18 protein-coding genes and 1 pseudogene are annotated in these 21,647 nt (G+C 44.9%); 18 read left to right on the top strand and 1 reads right to left on the bottom strand.

Annotated elements, in window-relative coordinates:
* The first annotated feature begins 23 nt into the window (after nt 1-23).
* The 17 genes from Q8L79_RS12340 (at nt 24) to Q8L79_RS12260 (ending at nt 19,548) form a co-directional block, all read left to right on the top strand.
* Complete coding sequence (locus tag Q8L79_RS12340) at nt 24-1,436, top strand: MBOAT family protein (protein ID WP_305271689.1); 1,413 nt, start codon at nt 24-26, stop codon at nt 1,434-1,436.
* Between the two features lie 12 nt (nt 1,437-1,448).
* A complete protein-coding gene (locus Q8L79_RS12335) occupies nt 1,449-2,558 on the top strand; it encodes a hypothetical protein (RefSeq protein ID WP_305271687.1) in 1,110 nt (369 codons plus the stop codon).
* Nucleotides 2,555-5,047 carry a hypothetical protein gene (locus Q8L79_RS12330; RefSeq protein ID WP_305271685.1) on the top strand — a complete coding sequence of 831 codons (2,493 nt, stop codon included), beginning with the start codon at nt 2,555-2,557 and terminating at the stop codon, nt 5,045-5,047. The genes Q8L79_RS12335 and Q8L79_RS12330 overlap by 4 nt, the downstream gene beginning before the upstream one ends.
* A complete protein-coding gene (locus Q8L79_RS12325; RefSeq protein ID WP_305271683.1) occupies nt 5,044-6,090 on the top strand; it encodes a glycosyltransferase family 2 protein in 1,047 nt (348 codons plus the stop codon). Before Q8L79_RS12330 ends, Q8L79_RS12325 begins: the two co-directional genes overlap by 4 nt.
* Nucleotides 6,091-6,092: 2 nt before the next feature.
* Nucleotides 6,093-6,677, top strand: a complete 585-nt coding sequence (locus Q8L79_RS12320) for an acyltransferase (RefSeq protein WP_305271681.1) — start codon at nt 6,093-6,095, stop codon at nt 6,675-6,677.
* Nucleotides 6,678-6,693: 16 nt separating this feature from the next.
* On the top strand, nt 6,694-7,065 hold the full coding sequence (locus Q8L79_RS12315; RefSeq protein WP_305271679.1) for a GtrA family protein: 372 nt from the start codon (nt 6,694-6,696) through the stop codon (nt 7,063-7,065).
* Nucleotides 7,066-7,077: 12 nt separating this feature from the next.
* Complete coding sequence (locus tag Q8L79_RS12310; protein WP_305271677.1) at nt 7,078-8,655, top strand: hypothetical protein; 1,578 nt, start codon at nt 7,078-7,080, stop codon at nt 8,653-8,655.
* 370 nt (nt 8,656-9,025) lie between these two features.
* Entirely contained in the window at nt 9,026-9,451 is a 426-nt protein-coding gene (locus Q8L79_RS12305) for a GtrA family protein (RefSeq protein WP_305271675.1), read from the top strand.
* 35 nt (nt 9,452-9,486) lie between these two features.
* Nucleotides 9,487-10,449, top strand: a complete 963-nt coding sequence (locus tag Q8L79_RS12300) for a glycosyltransferase family 2 protein (RefSeq protein ID WP_305271673.1) — start codon at nt 9,487-9,489, stop codon at nt 10,447-10,449.
* A gap of 32 nt (nt 10,450-10,481) precedes the next feature.
* The gene (rfbF, locus tag Q8L79_RS12295) at nt 10,482-11,255 is read left to right on the top strand and encodes a glucose-1-phosphate cytidylyltransferase (protein WP_305271671.1); all 774 of its coding nucleotides are present in this window, start codon (nt 10,482-10,484) and stop codon (nt 11,253-11,255) included.
* Nucleotides 11,237-12,331 (top strand): CDP-glucose 4,6-dehydratase, encoded by a 1,095-nt coding sequence (gene rfbG / locus Q8L79_RS12290; RefSeq protein ID WP_305271669.1) that lies wholly within the window; start codon nt 11,237-11,239, stop codon nt 12,329-12,331. Before rfbF ends, rfbG begins: the two co-directional genes overlap by 19 nt.
* Before the next feature lie 188 nt (nt 12,332-12,519).
* Complete coding sequence (gene rfbH, locus Q8L79_RS12285; protein ID WP_305271667.1) at nt 12,520-13,836, top strand: lipopolysaccharide biosynthesis protein RfbH; 1,317 nt, start codon at nt 12,520-12,522, stop codon at nt 13,834-13,836.
* Between the two features lie 40 nt (nt 13,837-13,876).
* Entirely contained in the window at nt 13,877-14,794 is a 918-nt protein-coding gene (locus tag Q8L79_RS12280) for an NAD(P)-dependent oxidoreductase (protein ID WP_305271665.1), read from the top strand.
* Entirely contained in the window at nt 14,791-16,068 is a 1,278-nt protein-coding gene (locus tag Q8L79_RS12275; protein WP_305271663.1) for an NAD(P)-dependent oxidoreductase, read from the top strand. Before Q8L79_RS12280 ends, Q8L79_RS12275 begins: the two co-directional genes overlap by 4 nt.
* Complete coding sequence (locus Q8L79_RS12270) at nt 16,065-17,648, top strand: FAD-dependent oxidoreductase (RefSeq protein WP_305271661.1); 1,584 nt, start codon at nt 16,065-16,067, stop codon at nt 17,646-17,648. The genes Q8L79_RS12275 and Q8L79_RS12270 overlap by 4 nt, the downstream gene beginning before the upstream one ends.
* A 341-nt stretch (nt 17,649-17,989) precedes the next feature.
* Entirely contained in the window at nt 17,990-18,943 is a 954-nt protein-coding gene (locus Q8L79_RS12265; protein WP_305271659.1) for a lysylphosphatidylglycerol synthase transmembrane domain-containing protein, read from the top strand.
* A 29-nt stretch (nt 18,944-18,972) separates the two neighbouring features.
* Nucleotides 18,973-19,548, top strand: coding sequence for a class I SAM-dependent methyltransferase (locus tag Q8L79_RS12260; RefSeq protein ID WP_305271658.1), 576 nt, complete (start codon nt 18,973-18,975; stop codon nt 19,546-19,548).
* 87 nt (nt 19,549-19,635) lie between these two features.
* On the opposite strand, the pseudogene Q8L79_RS12255 reads toward Q8L79_RS12260, so the two are convergent.
* Nucleotides 19,636-19,793 (bottom strand): annotated as a pseudogene (locus tag Q8L79_RS12255) (transposase); the annotation flags it as partial.
* A gap of 139 nt (nt 19,794-19,932) precedes the next feature.
* On the opposite strand from Q8L79_RS12255, the gene Q8L79_RS12250 reads away from it, so the two are divergent.
* Entirely contained in the window at nt 19,933-21,594 is a 1,662-nt protein-coding gene (locus Q8L79_RS12250) for a hypothetical protein (RefSeq protein ID WP_305271656.1), read from the top strand.
* The last annotated feature ends 53 nt before the right edge of the window (nt 21,595-21,647 follow it).

Genomic DNA, 21,647 nt, shown 5'->3' with positions numbered 1-21,647 from the left:
CTAAAAATCAAGGTATTATCAGTATGGCATTCAGTTCTTCAGCGTTCATTTTCGGTTTTCTGCCAATATTTATGGCAGTGTATTTTGCTACTCCGTCACGCTTCAGGAATGGGGTAATTCTGGTTGCAAGTCTGCTTTTCTACTTTACCGATGGCGGCATCCTCACAAGCATTTTGTGCGGATCCATCGTTTTTAATTATTTGATGGCACTGTACTTTTGCAAGTCATCCGGTATTGCAAGAAAATCGGCTCTCACTATAGGCATAGTCGTAAATCTGATGCCGTTGTTGTACTACAAATATTGGATGTTTTTCGTTCAATCGGTAAACGATGCGGCCTCATTGATCAGCAGCAACGCGCATTTTGAGGTCTCGCAAATTCTGCTCCCGGCCGGGGTTTCGTTCTTTACGTTCCATGCTATTTCTTATCTTCTTGACGTTTATAATCACAAGGTCAAACCTGCGTCGTCGTTGGTGGACTTCGGCATGTATATGGCAAATTTTCCGCAGCTTATTGCCGGACCTATCGTGCGCTACTCCGAGATCGTTGATGTGGTTCGCGATAGAAAGGTGCGGCTCGACCAGATCTACTCGGGTTTCATCAGCTTTGTAATCGGGCTTAGCAAGAAGATCATTTTGGCTGATAGCGTAGGGAACGTCGCCGATAGCATATTTGCTTTGCCGCACAGTGAATTGACCACCGGGATTGCCTGGCTCGGCGCGTTTGCATATTCCCTGCAAATATATTTTGATTTTTCCGGTTATTCCGATATGGCGATCGGTCTGGGTCGGATGATGGGTTTCGAGTTTCCTCAGAACTTCAATCAGCCCTATCGGTCACGAAACATTACCGAATTCTGGCGCCGTTGGCACATGACGTTATCACGCTGGTTCCGGGATTATCTCTATATCCCTCTTGGCGGTAATCGGGCCGGGCGAGTTCGGACTCTCGTCAACCTGTTCATTATTTTCTTTCTCTGCGGTTTATGGCACGGTGCCTCCTATGGTTTTATTATTTGGGGTATTTATCATGGCGTTTTACTCATTATTGAGCGGGAGCTTCTTGCTCGCCATGGGTTTGCGACATCGGGCTGGGCAGGTCAAGCATTAACGTTCTTTTTGGTGATGATAGGCTGGGTCTTTTTCAGGGCGTCCAGCGTACCTGTGGCGATCGACTATTTGACTGTTATGTCAAATATCGGCTCTCACCAGACAACTATGCAGACGATTCCAATTCTCTTGGGGCCGGACAAAATTACATTCCTGCTGGTCGCCTCGGTTTGTGCGATATTTCCGATGGAGCGCCTCCGTTTCATGGGTGTGTCCGGGTGGATGGTGACAGGCATACAGGGGGCCACTGCGATGACTCTGATGGCTTACTCCTGCATACTGATTGCAGCGAACGGTTTCAACCCCTTTATTTACTTTCGATTTTAAGGAAACGCAATGATGTTTAGATTGGTTTTCTTAATCGGTTTCATGCTTTTAATTTGGATGCCGATGGTGCAGATGGTTACTGGTTTTCCTCGTCAGCCGGCGCTGGAAGAAAACAGGAAGTTAGCCCCTGTTCCTGTCCTGAAGTCCTGGAGCGAGATCGGTCAATATGCTGGAGACGCCGTTAAGTGGTTCAACGATCATTATGGTTTCCGCGATTTCCTGATTCGCTCTAAAACGCAGCTTGATTACTCGGTATTCGGTATGTCGACCCGAGTACATGTCGGCAGTGACGGCTGGCTTTTCTATCGAAGCGTGGTGGATGATCAACAACCCAAGGTTGAGCTTAATCTGCGAACAGAAGCTGACGCGGTCATAGAAGGAACCCGCCAGCTTGCTTTGGCACTTGAAGCACGGGGTATCAAACTCATCATGATGATCACCCCGATGAAGGATGTCTATTATTCAGAGCATTTGCCAAGCATAGCCAAACAATTGCCCAAGCCGCGCCAAGTAGATCTGCTTCAGGATCGGTTGAGATCGATGAAGGAAATCACTTTCATCGATAGCGCTACGATCTTGAAGGAGATAGCAAGCAAGCGGAATGTTTTTCATAAGACCGACTTTCACTGGAATGATCCGGCAGCGTTTGAGGTTACCCGTACGCTCGTAAACGAGATTGGCAAATTGGAAGGGAAAACCAATCCCGTATGGACACATAAGCTTGAAATCGAAGAAAAGCCATTAAGCGGCGGAGAGGCTATGTTCATGCCGATTTTTTTTCCGCCCACCGAGAATGCTTTGTTCGTAAAACCGAACTGGGTTCAGCCTCCTTACAACTATGTCGATCATAAACCGCCTTTTGAATGGATTTACGAAGCCAAAGAGCCGACCGGCAGTGAATTGCAACCGATCGTTGTTTTTGGCGACAGTTTTTTTGATGGGATGCTCCGTTCAGGAATATGGGTTTATTTTAAAAAGATATACCGCGCCCGCACCAATGAAATTAATCTGAAGGAAGTAGTCAGCAACCTGCCGCCAGATACCCGTTATCTTTTGGTTGAGTTCATTGAAGTTGATAGCGGCGTCTATGCGGGATTGGCAGCAGAAAGGGAAGCAAAATGATAAAGCCGGATAGTTTTTACAAACCGTATTCAAAAATATTAATTACAATCGCCCTGGTTTCAGGCTTTATTCTAACGGCAATAGGACTTTTCAATTTATCGTGGCCGCAGTCAATCCCCTTGTCAGATACAGGCGCACAGTTTAGATTTTTTGGCTTTTTAGTGGTTGCGGCTATTATCGTCAGTCTGATAGTGAGGATGCTGCACCTGAACGCCAGTCTGGCAGCGATGGCGGTTGCTGTATTTTTGGCTATAGGTGCCGGTGCTCTTTGGCCTTTGCTAGTAACCCTCTGGTTTGTCGGCGCGTCCTCGATATTGGGCTACTGGCTGCTGGGTAAACTAAAGATCAACGGCGCAACTTGGCTTAATTGTTTTCTGATTGGGGCTGGCGTTTATGGCACGGCTGTCGGGCTGCTTGCTCATTTTCCCTTGAATTATCCGGGGGTATATGGAGTCGCTCTTGCATTACCGCTAGCGCTTGGATGGCGCATGGTTGTAGCAGAAAGCAAAAGTTTTCTCGCATGCGTTAACAAAAATAATCCTGTTGGGTTTGGCTTAAATGCGCTTGATGTGGCGATTGCGGTTGTCGCATTGGTTTATTTCGTTGTCGCTTTGATGCCGGAAGTTGGGTTCGACTCTCTGGCAATGCACCTGTTTATCCCCGGGCATCTGTCGCTACGTCACCAATGGGGTTTCGATGCCGGTACCTATGTATGGGCAGTGATGCCTATGCTGGGCGACTGGATTTTCTCTATTGGTTACATGTTGGCCGACGAACCGGCGGCTCGGTTAATCAATGTTGGATTTATTTTTGTTCTCGGATGGCTGGTACGCTGCATCGTAATATGGGCAGGTGGATCGGCCGCTGGTGCAAGGTGGGCTGTTCTTATTTTCTTATCGATGCCACTAACTTTTACTGAAGGTTCCAGCTTATATATTGAGTCGGTTTGGGCCTCGTTTGTTATTGGGGGGGTGTTGGCAATTCTCAGTTCTTGCTCAACTTCAGGCAAGCCAAGATTTGAATTGCCTGTTGCCGGTTTTTTGCTCGGATGCGCGCTGGCTGCAAAAGCGGTGACTTTTACAACATTGCCAGGGCTGCTGCTGCTGCTGGCTTGGCGATACAAGACGTGGTACAAGGCCGCCAGTCTACCCTATTTGGTGCTTGGCTTGAGCCTATTCCTGGCGATTGGCGTCATCCCTTATGCGACAGCTTGGTGGCTAGCAGGGAACCCGGTTTTTCCTTTGTATAATAAGATATTTCAATCGCCTTATTACATCACTTCCGAAAATTTTTATAATCCTTTATATACCTTAGGCATTACATGGGACGTTATTTATAGAGTGACATTTGAATCAGGAAAATACCTGGAGGCCAATGCCGGGGCTTCTGGATTTCAATGGTTATTGTTATTTGTTCCTGCTGTTATCACACTAATTGCCTTTAAGCGGTTTAGGGCTATCGCCGTACTTCTGATTGGAATATTTTCTTTTGCAATGGTTTTCAGCTCGCAAAGCTATTTACGATATGCTTTCCCTTCATTGATAATATTGATAGCTGCCATGGGTGTGGCGTTAGGCTCAGCACTTTCGGCGAGGTCGCTGATCAGTCATTTATGGAGTGTTGCGGCAGTAATTACCGTGGTTTTAAATCTTCTTTTTTTTAATGCGGGCGCATTTTATCCGGATTTTGCTCTCAAATCGATTCCGGATCAATCCAGCAGGGAAAGGTATTTGCAGGCTCGAGTGCCAATTAAAAGTGCGGTTAAATTAGTCAATCAGCTTAATGTCGAACAAACCCCGGTTGCGGTCTTTGCCGAGCCATTAGCGGCAGGGATTTCGGCGGATGCGCTGTACCCGTGTTGGTATAATTTTGTGTTTCAGAGAGAAGTTATTTCAATCCATGCAGAGCAGGATGTCTCAGATATTTTACTGAAGCGGGGCGTCAATTATGTCATCCTGGATGCGAATTGGAATGGCGTTAATTGTTGCCCAGGTGAGGATGGCCTAAAAAAACAAGCTCTTATTGAAAAGGCAACTGAGAAGATTGCAGAATATGGCACATTTAGTGTTCGAAAAATTAAAATCAATTCCGATTTTAAGACCGAGTTGCTAACCAATCCTGATTTTACATCTATTAACGGTTGGGTTTTGGCGGCCAACACAAAATATGATGCAAACACAGGCGTTATCCTGACAAGTGTTGACTCCCCTGTAAGCCAAAAAGTGGCAGTTACTGCTGGCCGACGTTATCTTAATACGGTTAGCGCCCGCTGCGCTAAAGAGGCGGCATTGGGCCGTGTTCAGATTAACTGGTTCGATAGTAACGGACAGTTTATCAGTACGGACATTAAGACTTTTGAGTGCACGCCAGCCTGGTCTGAACATGCAATGGAAGTTGCAGCTCCTTTAAGTACCGTTAATGCAGAGGTATATGTCACTGGGCATTCGTCAATCCCTTTAGAATTTAAAAGTAATTCACTACGACAATGAATATTACGACATCAAGCCAAGAAGCAGTTCAAACCTCGATTAGCAACAGTCGTATCGCTGTCGTTATTCCTTGCTACAAAGTCACACGACACATTCTGGACGTAATCGCCAGCATCGGGAATGAGGTGTGCCGAATCTACGCAATAGATGACGCCTGTCCGGATGGCTCAGGGAAACACGTTGAGGCGCATTGCTTGGATCAGCGTGTTCGGGTCATTTATCACGAATGCAACCAAGGTGTAGGCGGTGCCGTGATGACAGGTTACCGTTCCGCGATTGCAGATGGAGCAGATGTCATCGTTAAAATCGATGGCGATGGTCAGATGGATCCTTCTCTGATTTTAAGTTTTGTAGGCCCCATTCTTGCGGGGGAAGCCGACTATACCAAGGGCAACCGGTTCTTTGATCTCGAAGAAATTCATGCTATGCCCAAGGTGCGACTGTTCGGCAATGCCATGTTGTCATTGATGACAAAACTGTCTTCAGGGTATTGGGATTTGTTTGATCCTACTAATGGTTATACTGCGATCCACGCTAGTGTTGCAAAACATTTACCATTTGGAAAAATTAGTCGCCGCTATTTTTTTGAGACCGATATGCTGTTTAGACTCAACACGCTACGCGCCGTAGTGATCGATGTGCCGATAGATGCAAAGTATGGCGATGAAGTCAGCAACTTAAAAATATCGAAAATCATCGGCGAATTTCTGTTCAAACATTCACGGAACTTCATGAAGCGGATTTTTTATAATTATTATTTACGCGATTTATCATTGGCTTCGATAGAGCTGCCGGTAGGACTGCTTCTGCTCTTGTTAGGCACTGGATTTGGAGGGTACCACTGGTTTGAGTCAGCGCAGGAAGGCGCTGTTACCCCGGCAGGCACTGTTATGTTGGCGGCTTTACCCATTCTTATGGGGATGCAGCTGGTGTTGGCGTTTCTTGGCTATGATATTGCCAACATTCCAAGATATGCACTTCACTTGCGTATACGATCGAGCAAAATATCTATTAACGATCATGACCGAAATCGATTGGGTTAGACATGGAATACATAAAATTTTTAATTGAGAAAGCGCGTTGTTATTCGCTGTCAACCATAGTTAGATTGGAACTGGAATCCCTGGTTATGGGATTGTTGTCGGTGGTGCCAACCATTTTGGGCGTCGCTTTACGCGCCAGCGCCAGCAAGCTATTTTTTAAGCAAATAGACGGATTTGCCTGGATACAGCCACGAGTTACAATTATTCATGCTGAACGAATAGTTTCGGGGACGCACCTTGGCATCAATAGCGGCACTTATATTAATGGCGTAGGAGGCATTCAATTTGGAAATCATGTATTGATAGGCAACAACGTCACGATTTCATCAGGCGAACATCCAATTAATGGTGCTCAGCCGCCAATATTTTCACGATTAGTAAGACCGAAGAAAATTGTAATAAATGATGATGTATGGATAGGCGCAGGTGCAGTTATCATGCCTGGTATTACCTTGGCCAAGGGGACAGTAATCGGTGCTAATGCGATAGTTACCAAAGATACAGAAGAATACTCTGTTTATGTGGGAGTGCCGGCTAGAAAAATAAAAGATCGACGAGACATGGCATGCAAACAGGATTTGGCGTAACGGAATTCAACAAAAAATGAACAGAATCGTTTTTTTAAGATATGGAATAGTGGCGGGAGTTGCGTACGGTATAGACTTTGGGGGCTATATTCTTCTGATGAGTTTGGCTTACAAACCCGTAGTGGCCAATGGCCTGATCAAAATCGTCGCCGCAATCTTTGGTTTCTTTGCGCACCGGCATTTCACCTATTCGATCAAAGAGAGGAAAGATATTGGAAAGCATGCTATTAAATATTTCGGTTTAGCGCTGTTCTATACACCAATGTCTTCCGCCGCCTTGTATGGCATCATGTTCATATTGCCCAATCCAATTTACGCGAAGGCGGCCTCAGACATTTCATTATTCTTGCTGATGTACTGGATCACTTCAAAATTCTCTTTTAAATAATAGGTTCATCTAATGAGAAATATTCTCGCAAGCAAGATTAAGATAACGGAATCTGTCGTTGTCTATCTGCTAACGACGTTGCTGTTTGGGTTGTTGTTTGCTTATTACAAGTCGATGATGCCTTACAGTTACGGTGACACGGCATTTTTAATCGAAGTGGTTTCCAATTTGGCTAAGGGTCTGCCGCCAACAAGTGAGATATTGGCTCAAAACTGGGCAGTGATAAAATTAGGTACTGCGCCGCTTACGGTTTACTGCCAACACGATTTGGTGGCGGGAATGTTTACCTCAGACCCATACAATTGGCTGTCATCTCTGCATGCATACATCATTCTGTATCTGATTGCCCCCTTTGCAGCGAAGATAGGTGCATTAAAAGCGCTCTCGGCATTTATGGCCCTAACTTTTGCAATTATTCCCTGCGTGGCCTATTTTTTTCTCAGAAAATCCGGCGTCTCTGTTGCGGTTTCTATTTTAGCGGCAGCAATATGTATGATTCACCCCGCATGGCAAATTTCAAGTGGCGGACAGTTTTACACAGATAGATTTTTTATCCCCTTTGCATTGTTGTATGTACTGCATGTGCATCAGTATTTTAAGGTTGATACTAACCTTGTTAGTGAATCGCGTCGCTATCTTCTTTTGGCATTTCTATTTGGGGTGTTGGGTGGGCTAACATCAGAAAGAAATATGGTCACTATCGTTATTTTTTCGGTGGGTTACTCGCTGTTCGCCCGAACTTCAATTAAAAGACGAGCTGTAATAATTGGTTTCGCGATGTTATGTTCTGTCTATACATTTAGTTACTTATATTTTTGGGGCGGGTCTACAGATAATGGGGGGGTGCAGGCTGGGTTGCTTCATTGGCAAAGTTTTGTTTATGCTGCAAAAATAGCTGGGGTAGGCGAATATTTGTTGTTTAACTTGGTGCTGCTGGTGTTGCCCGCATTGTTTGCGCCTAGAGTGTTTGTCGCAGTGCTGCCCATTGTCGCAATAAATTGTTTGGTGACGATGGGCGGTGCAGAAAAGAATGGCTGGCTTACGCACTACCATAGCCATTATTACGGATTTTTAATGGGGGCATTTCTGATAGCGATTGCTAATACGCAAGATACTTATGCCGAAAGAATTGATGTTGCAATTCATAGATTGGTTCTCCCTATTACTGCAGGTATCGCAGTAACGTTATTGATATTAGTGCCACATTTCTATAAGGGTCAGTCGGTCTTTATTTCACTTTGGGATTATTTCGGTCGAGCCGAAGTGGCATCGTTTACTCGGGGACAAAAATCACAGTTTGACGAGATAGCTAAAAATGTACCCATAGGTGCAACGGTAACAACGTCAGAATGGGGCATGGCAGCATGGTATCTGCATGGGAATAAGGTGAATTATTTTCCTCTAGGTGTTGGGCATAGTGACTTCATTATGGTGCAGGCAGAGGGAGCGATTCCAGGCATTAAAATATTGTCTGCAATTAGGTACGGTGATGATGCAGTATTGGCAAATGAGTGTATAGCCCCTGTCATATCAGCAAACTATAAAGAAGTCTCGCGTGTGGGAGGCTGGGCTTTGCTCAAAAAACTATAACATGGGTTATTTTGAAAATACTAGTGCTTAATTGCATTAATTAAAATCGTACTTTTTAATAAAATTAATATTGAAAAACAATATATTAATTGAAAAAATAGAATAGCTAATTTTTGCAATTAAACACTAGCAAACTGGATGCGTGATCCAAGGTCTAGTCACCGCGGAGACTAGTTCTGTTAATTGCCAGCAATGTTAAAAAACTTGACGATTTTTCAGGTGGATCTATAACGGATTCGACGATAGACCGTTAATGGTGAATTGGGGATTACTGAGAAGAGTTCTCAATATTTCATTTGCACATTGTGCGGGCCATGTCTATGTGCATAAGCTCTCCGAAAATTAAACAACTCAATGCCACATCGATGTTATGAGCAGTATAAAGAATTTAAGCAAAAAATTACTTAAGAGGGAATCAATTAGATTCATTGTCGCAGGTTCTTTCAATACATTATGCTGTTACCTGATATTTATCATGGGACTGCTTGCTGGTTTGGCACCGTGGCTAGCGATGACAATTGCAACGGCTATTACTATATGTGTAGGTTTTGTTGTGATGGCCAGATTTGTGTTTGGATGTACACTGACTTTAAGGCGCTCTATGGCATTTGTTGTAATGCAGGGAATAGGATATTTAATAAATATTAATATATTAAGCATGATTTCACGGACTGGGCTTTCAGATTATTTTGCTGGCATCATGTCATTATTGGTCACGGCAGTTTTTACGTTCCTTATAAGTAAATATATTGTTTTTTTCAAGAGACAACAGCTCCAAATTAAAATTAAAAATTGAAATCAGTCAACCACACACAATTGGAAATCAAATTTATGAATAGCAAGCAATCGTCTATTACGATTCTATGTCCAGTCTTTAATGAAGCTGAGAATGTGGCTCGTTTTGTTTCCGAGTTTACTAATGTGATACAACCTCTTAAGCAGCGCTATTCGTTCGAATTTCTTTTTGTAGACAATTGTAGTACTGATGGTACACTTGACTGTTTACTTCTTCTACAAAAGCAGTATCCGAATATAAGTATAATTAAATACTCAAGAAATTTCGGGGTTATGAAGTCAATATTCACTGGAATTGTGAACTCCAATTCCAGTGCATGTGCAGTGTTTGATTGTGATCTTCAAGATCCGCCAGAGTTGCTTATTGAATTTATTAAACAATGGGCGAGTGGAGCCAAAGTTGTCTATGGTGTGCGCAGGAAACGAGATGAGGGTTTCGTTATAGGATTTCTCAGAAATATATATAGAGAGATCGAGAGATACATAAAAGGATACGCAGTCACCATTGAAAGTGGGGCTTGGTTTTTGGATGAGAGGGTGATTAGAGAGTTACGAATGATTCCTTTTGAACCATATCTCGCAGGATTGATTGCGAGATTAGGATTTAAAACTGCTGGGGTTCCATATGATCGTCGGGCGCGTTTGCTGGGACAGTCAAAATTTGGATTGATGAAGTATTTTTCCTATGCAGCCGATGGATTAGTGAGTGGAACGATTGTACCTCTGAGAATATCTGTTTTTTGTGGGATTGTTTTTTCTCTATTGTCATTTGTTTTAGGAACGTATTTTGTTGTTGCAAAACTGTTTCTTGGAATTCCATTCCCTGAAGGCGTGGCGGCAGCAATTGTAATTCTCTTATTTGGATTTGGATTGAATTTCCTTCTTCTTGGGGTTGTCGGCGAGTATCTTGGTCGAATTTATATGCAAAAAGAATCATCGCAGACGGCTATTATCGAGGAATCATACCCCGGTTCTAAAAACTCTCATGGTTTGAATTAAATGTTAGAAAGGTTTTTAGACAGGAAGAAGCAATGAAAGCCGTAATTCTTGCGGGTGGTTTGGGAACGCGAATCAGTGAAGAGACCTCGGTCCGTCCGAAGCCCATGGTTGAGATTGGCGGCAAGCCTATCTTGTGGCACATCATGAAAATTTATTCCGCTCACGGGGTTAATGAGTTTGTTGTGTGCTGCGGCTATAAGGGATATGTCATCAAGGAATATTTTGCAAATTATTTTCTACATATGTCGGATGTGACGTTCGACATGGAGCACAATAAAATGGAAGTGCATCAGCGTTATGCTGAGCCGTGGAAAGTGACTTTGGTGGACACTGGCGAAGACACTCTGACTGGTGGCCGCCTGAAGAGAGTGGCCCAATATGTCAAAGATGAAGAAGTTTTTTGCATGACCTATGGTGATGGCGTAAGTAACGTCAACATTACCGAGTTAATTGCCTTCCACAAAGCGCAGAAAGTTAAAGCCACGCTAACGGCCACCTTGCCTCCCGGTCGTTATGGTGCGCTCGATATACAGGACAATAAAGTTAATAGCTTTCGTGAAAAACCTCAGGGTGATGGAGCCATTATCAATGGTGGTTTCTTTGTATTGTCCCCGCAGGTCATCGATTACATTGTTGATGATAAAACCACTTGGGAGCGCGAACCGATGGAGCGACTGGCGGAAGAGGGCGAACTCGCTGCGTTTCATCACCAGGGGTTCTGGCAACCGATGGACACATTGCGCGACAAGACGCATCTCGAAGAGTTATGGCAATCCGGTAAAGCGCCATGGAAAGTGTGGTCGTGAATCCAACCTTTTGGAAGAATAAGCGTGTCATATTGACCGGGCACACTGGCTTCAAAGGGAGCTGGCTGTCGCTATGGTTGCAATCCATGGGTGCGCAGGTGGTGGGCTATGCACTTGCTCCGCCAACGAAACCCAGTCTGTTCGAGATCGCTGAAGTCGGTAAAGGCATGACTAGCATCATCGGCGACATCCGTGATTTGAAGCATCTGAACACAGTGTTTACCGAATATAAGCCGGAGATTGTTTTTCATATGGCGGCGCAGCCGCTGGTGCGATACTCCTATATTGAGCCGGTCGAGACTTACTCTACAAACGTGATGGGCACAGTGAATTTGTTTGAAGCTGTGCGCGCCACGAAGAGCGTGAAAGCAGTGGTGAATGTCACTACCGATAAGTGCTATGAAAATCGCGAGTGGGCGTGGGGCTACCGTGAAAATGAGCCCATGGGCGGTTACGATCCCTACTCCAGCAGTAAGGGCTGCGCAGAGCTAGTCACTGCGGCCTACCGTAATTCATACTTCCATCCCGAGAAATATAACACGCATGGTGTCGCAATCGCTTCGGGCAGAGCTGGCAATGTTATTGGTGGTGGTGACTGGGCGGAAGATCGGCTCATTCCGGACATCATGCGCGCAATCACTCAAGGTAACCTGGTTAATATCCGTAGTCCTCATTCCATCCGCCCATGGCAGCATGTGCTGGAGCCGTTGTCCGGTTATCTGTTGCTGGCTCAAAAGCTCTATGAAGAAGGTGCGGCCTATGCGGAAAGTTGGAATTTTGGGCCGAGTGATGAAGATGCCAAGCCTGTGCAATGGATCGTTGAGAAATTAACCACGTCATGGGGTGAGGATGCACGCTGGATGTTGGATGGCGGAGATCATCCACACGAAGCGCATTACCTGAAGCTGGATTGCTCCAAGGCTAAGGCCCGACTGGACTGGCATCCGAGATGGACTCTGCCCGCCACACTGAACAGTATTGTACGATGGAACAAACAATGGCTTGCCGGTAAAAATATGAAAACAGTTTCCTTGGAGCAGATTGCCGATTACCAAGCTCACGACATGAATTCATGAAACGTTGAAGAATAGCGGAACCATTTTGAGTTTGGCGAAGATGTATCAATTATTGGTGATGAAATAAGGTTGCAGTTTGAACTTTGGCAGCATTGCATAAAGGAGTTCATAAGTCTGACTGAGCAGTAACCTATCTAAGATACCAATGAGCTCCAACACCACTTTTATTTAACCAAACTAAAAAAGACATGGAACAAAAAGATCTCCTCCGTCAAAAAATAGCCGTCCTCGTAGAGGAATACGCGGCAATCGCATTAGAGTCCAAGCCCTTCACTGCAGGCGTATCTGTCATTCCGCCTTCTGGCAAAGTGCTCGGTGCGAGTGAATTGAAGAACATGGTCGAGGCATCTCTGGATGGATGGCTGACTACTGGACGCTTTAATAAGGCGTTTGAAAAACGCTTTGCAGCATTCGTGGGCGTACCCTATGCATTGACAACGACCTCTGGTTCGTCGGCGAATCTGCTGGCACTCACCGCACTCACTTCGCACAAACTGGGTGCGCGAGCATTGAAGCCGGGGGATGAAGTTATTACCGTGGCTGCAGGTTTCCCCACCACCGTGAACCCTATATTACATAACGGCATGGTGCCGGTGTTCGTTGATGTGGATATCCCCACCTACAACATTGACCCCAACAAAATTGAAGCGGCGATGAGCTCAAAAACCAAAGCCGTTATGATCGCCCACACACTGGGTAATCCCTTTGATCTGGATGCTGTCATGGCAATAGCCAAGAAACATGACCTATGGGTCATCGAAGATTGTTGCGACGCACTGGGTTCGCGTTACAAAGGGCAGCACGTCGGTACCTTCGGCCACATCGCTACCTGCAGTTTCTATCCCGCGCACCATATCACTATGGGTGAGGGTGGCATGATATTCACCAAAGACCGCGGCCTGCGCGGCATCATTGAATCCTTCCGTGACTGGGGGCGTGACTGCTTCTGTGCACCGGGTCGCGACAACACCTGCGGCAAACGCTTTTGTCAGCAACTGGGCTCATTGCCGGAGGGTTATGACCACAAGTACACATACTCTCATTTGGGTTACAACCTAAAGATTACCGACATGCAGGCGGCCTGTGCATTGGCGCAGATGGATCGATTGCCGGCATTCATCGAAGACCGCAAGCGCAATTTCACTTTTCTCAAAGAGCGCTTGAAAACCTGCGAAGAATTCCTGGTTTTGCCGGAAGCCACTTTAGGCAGTGAGCCTTCTTGGTTCGGGTTTCCCATTACCATTCGCGAAACGGCGAGAGTGAATCGCGTCGAACTGTTGAAATATCTGGATCAATACAAGATCGGTACGCGCTTACTGTTTGCCGGAAATCTTGCGCGCCAGCCATATTTTGAAAGTCTCACCTATCGCATCAGCGGTGAATTGACCAATACAGACAAGGTTATGAATGACACCCTCTGGATCGGCGTCTATCCAGGACTGAACGAAGAGATGCTGAGTTTCGTGGTTGAAAAGATCGAAGTATTTTTTGGTGTGAATTCTTGATTATCGGATTTAAACGCGTTCGTTATAATCCATAAATCCCATGAAGAAAAAAATATTGCTTACTGGTGCGACAGGATTTCTGGGGAGTCATTTGGCTAAGGCACTATTGTCTGATGGTTATGAGGTGGTCGCTTTAAAAAGAAAGTCCTCCTCACTACGCAGAGTAGAGTCAATTGTCACAGATATAGTTTTTATTGATATAGAAGAAGATCTCGATTTCGCTAGGCTTTTTAGTAAATTTGGAAAAATAGACGTTATCATTCATACAGCCACTTGTTATGGAAGGAACAATGAGTCGGTTAGCGAGATTTTTTCAGCCAATACTGAATTTCCTTTGCGATTGCTTGATGCAGGGAAACGTGCTGGAGTCGAGGCGTTCCTCAATACTGACACGAGTTTGGATAAATACCTGAATCTATATTCACTTTCAAAAAATCAGTTCCTTCAATGGGGGAAATATTTTTCGAAGCATGAAGAGATTTTATTTGGAAATGTCAGGTTAGAGCATTTTTACGGTTCAGACGATGAGCCAACGAAATTTTCAACCTACGTTATCAATAGTTGCCTTGGTAATGTCCCAGAGCTTAGACTAACAAAAGGCGAGCAGAAACGAGATTTTATTTATATTGATGATGTAATATCAGCCTACATGGTTTTATTAGAAAAGATAGACAGCTTTAGTAATTACTTCGTCGAATTCGATGTTGGTACTGGGCAATCTGTTTCGATAAGGGAGTTTGTAGAAACAGTGCATTGCCTTACCAATTCCAACGCACATCTGGTCTTCGGTGCACTGCCTTATCGCGACGGGGAGGTGATGCATTCAGAGCCTGACATTTCCGGTCTGCTAGCGTTGGGGTGGCATTGTCGATATGACATCAATGCCGGAATTAGGGAAGTTGTTAAACAAGAAGTAGACCGGTTAAAGCTCGGGCAATTAGATAATAATAAAAAATGAAAATTGTAGTTACAGGTGCCAATGGGTATGTGGGTACTCGATTAATTACTATTGGAGATAAACATGGTCATGTTATCGTCGTCGCATCTCGCCAACCACCGATAATACAAGAAAATCTTTGGATTCCGTTCGATATTTATAAGGCTAATCTTATAGAACTGCCTTCTGGCACAGACGCAATTGTTCATTTGGCCGCAAATACCTTGTTGGCGAATAACACAGATAAGAAGTCTGAAATAAACGCCGCAGTAAATTTGATTAAGGCTGCCAAGGAAGTCGGTGCGAAATTTATTTTTGTATCCAGCCAAACAGCTCGATCAGATGCGCCGACTGCATACGGAAGAACCAAATGGCGCATTGAACAGGAGGTGCTGTCTGCAGGAGGCTGGGTGGTTCGGCCGGGTCAGGTTTATGGCGGCGAGTTACGCGGATTGTTCGGAACGTTGGTCAGTACCGTCAGGCGCTTGCCGCTGCTTCCCGCGTTTATACCTGCACCCAAGGTTCAGCCGATTCATGTGGATGATCTTGCAGAGGGGCTATTGCGCATTGCTGAACGGGGTGATGTTCCTCCTGACGTGTATTGTCTCGCCGCAGTTGCTCCGGTTTCCTTCTCAATATTGCTTGATACGATTGCAAAATCGCGACTTCGTTGCTGGCGAGGATTTTTGCCCGTGCCTGTCTTAGTTATCAACGCGTTAACTTTCATCCTTGGGGAAAAATTTCGAACCCGGTTAGGTCTGGAGCGTTTGCAGTCTCTTTTCAATTTACCTGTCATGGAAACGCGGCCCGATCTTAACCAGCTTGGCCTTGAGTTACGCCCCCTACGTTCGGGAATGCACCCATCAGGTAATGATCGAAGAAGGCGCTTGCTGCGGGAAGGACAGGCAATGCTTGGTTATATATTGAAAGAGAGGCCGGGCAGTGCTGTATTGCGTCGTTACATCCGTGTAATAGAACAGCTGCGCGGCGGACAGGCCTTGGATTTACCAAAATTATTTTTGGGCTACCCCATTTTTTTGTCTTTGCTTGACGAGTCCTCGTGGACTAACAAAATTACGAGCGCAGAGTATTTATGGCGACTGGATGCCGCGACCGTGCTGGCTGAGGCAACCCCAGTCGGGGCTTATCGCTTTCTTGGGCGTGGACACGGGGTGTTGTATAGTTTGTTTTCGATGACTCATGCTGTTTTATGTGAAGTGTGTTGGCGAATATCGCGAATGTTATTTTCACCCTTGGTCCGGCTTACCTTGAGCCAAGAAAAGGGAATATTATGATCCCTGATTTCGACGTTATTATTGTTGGCAGCGGTCCGGCAGGGGTTTCGGCAGCTTTTCCACTGGTTGAGGCCGGATTGAAAGTGCTAATGGTAGACGGAGGCAAGCGACCAGACATACAGCCGCCAGAGATGGACTTTCTTTCGGCGCGTATTAATGATGCCGAACAATGGAAGTGGATGGTCGGCAAAGATTTTCACGCGCTTAAGATGCGTGATGCGGTTTCTCCTAAATTGCGGGTGCCTTCACATGCTTTTGCTTTCGATGGATTTGAGCGCAGTAACAAAATAGAAGGAAAAGACTTTATCTCGGTCGGATCGTTGGCGACAGGTGGTTTGTCAAATTCATGGGGGTGCGGAGTGGCGCGTTTCTCAGCTACCGAAATCGCCAAGTTTCCATTTTCAGCGTCCGAACTGGAACTTTCTTATAGAAGAGTCAGTCAACGAATGGGCATTAGCGGTAGAGCTAATGACGATTTATCCGACTACTTCGGTCTGGATGAAGACGCGCAGCCTGCGATACCGATGGATATGTTGCATACCCATTTGTCTCAGCATTATTTAAACCATAGAAAAAAACTGAATTCACAGGGATTCAGGCTGGGTCGATCCAGAGTGGCCGTATTGAGTGAAGATATGTCAGGGCGGCAAGCATGTAATCTTTCGGGGAACTGTCTTTGGGGGTGCCAGCGGCATTCGTTATACTCTGCGGTTGATGATCTGCCGGAACTTTATAAGTATGAGAATTTTACTAAGATCTCCGGTTTTGTGGTGGATGATTTGACCCGTTGCGACCGCTATTGGAGCGTCAGCGGACAAAACACCTTGAGTAACGAGCGAAAAACAATAACCGCAAACAAGGTCGTTCTGGCAGCCGGCACCTTAGCGACTACCCGAATAGTACTGAAAGCTCTGGACTATAGGGATACTGTGCCTGTGCTGTCGTGTCCAACTGCTGCATTTTTGCTATGGTTGCCAAGGCTGTTGGGAGCGCCAAGGCTGCCGGGATTTGGTTTGGGACAGTTGTCTTTTGCTTTGGCGCTCTATGACAATATCACGGCGTTCGGCTCCACTTTTGCAACGACAGGTATTCCTCTTTCTGAATTCGCGCGCCATGTGCCTTTGCGAAGACGATATAGCATAGATTTATTGCGGGGGTTATTAAGTTCCTGTGTGGTCGGTAACATTTTTTTGCCGGGCCATCTGACTGTCGCAGGAGCAAAATTGGGCAGGGATGAGTCGCTGGTCATATCGGGAAAATACGACGATAAGGTTATGCCGTTAATGAATGAGGCAGCCAAGAAAGTACGTAAAGCCTATTGGCGTCTCGGGGGCATGTTGCTGCCGGGAAGCTTCACGGTTGGCCGTCCCGGTGGCGATATTCATTATGCAGGCACATTGCCCATGCGCGAGTCATCGGTTGTTGGCGAAACTTCTCCGCTGGGTGAGGTTAAGGGTATGGATGGCGTTTATGTTGTCGATGGTGCATGTTTACCGGTTCTGCCGGAAAAATCGCATACTCTGACAATCATGGCGAATGCCGATAGAATTGGACGACAACTGGTTGTATTGAAAATCTAAATTGAGGTTTGTATGGCATTAGATCGTTATTATTTGTTTTTATATTTCTACCTATTGCGCTTAAGCTTTTCTATTCAGTACTTTTTGTTACCCCCAATCATGTTTGGAAACTCTTTTAAGCCTCAATATACGGAAGTGGGATACCAGAATTGTTTTAGTGAGTTCACTCGGGTGCTGGACTATCAATTTTTTAAAAACGTGCTGGATTACATTAAGCTTAAGCTCATTATTTTACAGATATATGAACTCCGACCCCTATTTCATATCTTGCTCTCCGATTCCTTTAGCTATTGGGACAAACGAATCCTATATCTATCTCTTCCTATAGGTTTTAAATATAGATGAAGACAGTGCTACGGTTGATAGCCTCAGTTGTTTTACTGGGGATCGCGGTTTACCTTTTGGATTGGCAGTCGCTGTCCCGCATACTTGTCACTTTGAATCCAGTGGTATTTTGTGTGGCGGTGCTGATTGCAGCCTGTCTATATCTTCCGATGGCATACCGTTGGTTTATGCTCGTGCGTGCCGCACGACCTGGGGTATTTCGGTGGCATCTACAATATTTTTGCATGGGGACTTTTTTGAATACGTTTACACCGGCGAATATTGGTGGGGACGTTTACCGGTTTATAATGTTGCGGCAGAATGGCCGGCGTTATTTTGTTCTACTGGCACTTTTCCGCGAGCGACTGTTGGGGTTGTATTCCTACTTATTAGGATATTTAATTTTTTGGTTCTGTTATCTACTGACTGGTGGGCAACGTTCTCTGGTACTTGATCTGCTGGCAGGTGCAATAATTGTTGCACTGATGGGATTATGGGGGCTGCCGGTTCTAATGGGGCGCATCAGGCGACTTGGGTGGTTTGCAGGGCGGCGCAACATCAAGATTGTTATAGATGCATGCTGGAGAGCTTCCCGGTTTAAATCTGTGGGAGAGTTTGTGAAACTTTTCTTTCTGTCGATGGTAGCCTTAGGCATTTGGTATGTCGCAATACTGTATTTAGCCTACACCATGGATATCAAGATTGCACCGGCAGCTCTCGGTATTGTGGTGATATTGGCTGAGTTGATAAGGCTGCTCCCTGTTTCTGTTCAAGGAATAGGCATGAGAGAAGGTGCCTATGCCTATGTTTTTACGCTCCTTGGGTATTCTGGTGAAGCTGGATTTGCTTTGGCTGCGGTTGGATATCTGGCACTGACGGTAGCAATTTTGCTAATGGGGGTTGTTGGTGCGGTGTTAAAACAAACTGGGATCGGGCTTCTCCCGAAATCAGGGCTTTCAAAGGTGACGTAAAATGCAAGTCACTATGGAAATGAGTTCCAATGAGTCAATTATGGAGCACTTATTATGTCAATGGTAGAAAATATAAGGAGGAAACAATTATGATTAAAGGCGTGACTGATTATGCGGGATTGGCGAAATTTTACTTTAGACAGCTTCTACGTTGCATTATCGAGGTTGGTGTCTTGGAGAGGCCAGGGCTTGTAGTGCTGGACTTTGGATGTGGTAACGGTGAACTAAAACGACTCCTTCCTAACTCAAACATTATCGGTTATGACATCATACCTGCATTAACTGATGTGGATGATTGGAGATTAGTTGATTTTGATGTTCTCGTTGCTAACGAAGTATTTTGTACTTTTGAAGAAGAACAATTAGATACACTCCTTGCCGAACTAAGGGAGAAAAACAGTAAGCTTGAGTTGGTTGTGGGTATCAGTCGTCATGGTCTATTAAACAATATTGGTAAATTTCTGCTTGGCAGGCCTGATGCTCACGCTTCCACTAAATTAATGCACAAAGAAGAATTAGAGATATTACTTAGATATTGTGAAATCAAACGCAAAAAGAATGTCTTATTTTTAGCGAATGTTTTTGATTTATCTTTTAAATCCTAGAGTTCCAATGTTAATTGAATAGAAACACCTGGTTGGCTCTCTGGTCTGCATTCGAAGTTTCCAGGCATCTTCTTAGAGCAAAGCTGTCATGTCGAGCGGCTTCTTGAGGATAGCAAACAGGATATAACCAATACAGCGATCCAGATTTGAGACTTGGCCGTGTTTTCCGAAGCATCCAAGAAGGACTTGATACGCAGATGTCGTTTTATCCATTTAAAAAATAACTCGATTTGCCAACGATGGCGCAAAGGTTGGCAATATTCGGCGCACGCCATTCAAAACTGAGTCAGAAGCCATAACTATAAAATAGCTTCGTTTCCTCACGACCCAGCGGCAAAGGTTGGGATGTCAATGATATGAAATGTTAAAAATGTAGAAGGTAGTATGCAAAAAATATTTTCCAAGCAGTATTTGGAGCGATGTCTGTCCTGGGACGCAATTTTTGTTCTTCTTTTGCTGGGGTCTTATCTAATTCTTTTTGTTTACGAAAAGAATTACATGTATCTGAGGCAGGTTGATGCTACTTTTTATGTTGAGGCTATCAACAATGTTGCTAACATTGGTAAACCGTTGTCAGTTGCGAATCATAGCTCCCAGGATTTTATGCGCTCTTTTTTTGCTGTTCCGGAAGATGTATGCGCAATGGACTTGAGTCCAACGGAACCTTGGGCTAGCAACATATTACATAACCATGCCTATTATATAGTTTATTTTCTAGGGGCAATGGCTCGTATTGTTCCGGCAGAACTGCTTGCTCCAGCATCGCATATTTTTTCTTTTTTCGGATTGCTTGCAGTCGTATTTTTCTTTCTAAGATCTATCCGTGTTGCGCCATTACACGCTATTTTATTTTGTCTGCTGGTAGTTGCATACCCCAATTGGTCACAAGCACTGGATGGCCAATACTACTTCGACAGGCTGTTTCTCTTTGCAGGATTGTTGCTATGTGCTCTTTGCTATCATTTGCTTAGGCAGCCCGATTCACCCTGGTTGCTGGCTGGCGTGGTGGTTGTTGCGATTGTGACCGCATCCATTCACGAGCGAAGTGCGCTATTCGCAGGCGGGTTCTTAATAGCTTTTTCTATGCTGTTCAGAACTCAGGGGCTTGCACGTAACACATTCTTTATCTTGATTTTTATAGGGGCATGTCTTGCAGTCTATGCTGTCGGCATAACGTTTACTTTTGAGTCGACAGATTCTTCTATAAGTAGCAATCAGAGCAATTATTTGTCACTGTTTGACCTTATAAAGATAACGAACCGATTTGCGCAACCAGCAGTCCATGCAAGTCTCATTAGATTTCTTTTTGTTAATTTTTGCTTCGCATTCCTGTTCGTACGCTCAGCACCCCGTTTAATGATTATTGCTTTGGGTGCAATGATGCCGAATATTGTGTTTGACGCTGGTGGAGCGGAGCTTTCCGGCTGGACAACTCATTACCATACTACTTATGTACCGTTCATAATCTTTGCTGCGGCAGTAGGTTATGCTCGAGTTCTGTCGTCAGGCTTACCACAGAAAAAACTGCGTTACTTTTTCTCCGGCATGGTTATTGTGACGCTGCTGCTGCTTAGCTTCAACCTTTACGGTCTGCCCGGAAAGTTGTTTTCATTGTCCAGGATCGAAGACCATGTTTTTGTAAAAGCAGTCAAATTTGTTATTGGAGATCAAACCACGGACCCATACCGCTATGTGCTTGAGAAACGTCGGGAACTTGATGCTGTGGTTCCAAAAGGGGTAAAAGTAACAACCGAGGAAGGTTATTTTGCGACTTTGATTCGGGACAGAACGGTTTTTAATTACCCAATCGGGCTTGATATTGCCGATGTGGCGGTTCTTTCGGTTATGCAGGATCCTGCCACAAAGCGCGACTATTATAGTGGTGCAATTTCGCCACGAGGCGCAGAAAAACAACTGATGATAAATTTGTGTTTGAACAAGCGACTTGAAGCGGCAGGGTATGATGTTAAGAATCCGGTTTTAATATCTACCTTTGCGGTCTTAAAACGGTTGCCGATTGTCGAACAAAAAAAGAATACACCATGATAGACGAGAAGGTGTTTGGTCCACATATAGAGTTAAGCTGTTGGGAAAATTGG

The sequence above is a fragment of the Methylobacter sp. genome (assembly GCF_030680395.1).
Lineage (GTDB): Bacteria > Pseudomonadota > Gammaproteobacteria > Methylococcales > Methylomonadaceae > Methylobacter_A.
The sequence above is the reverse complement of the archived record's forward strand: the minus strand, read 5'-3'. Positions and strand labels throughout refer to the sequence as shown.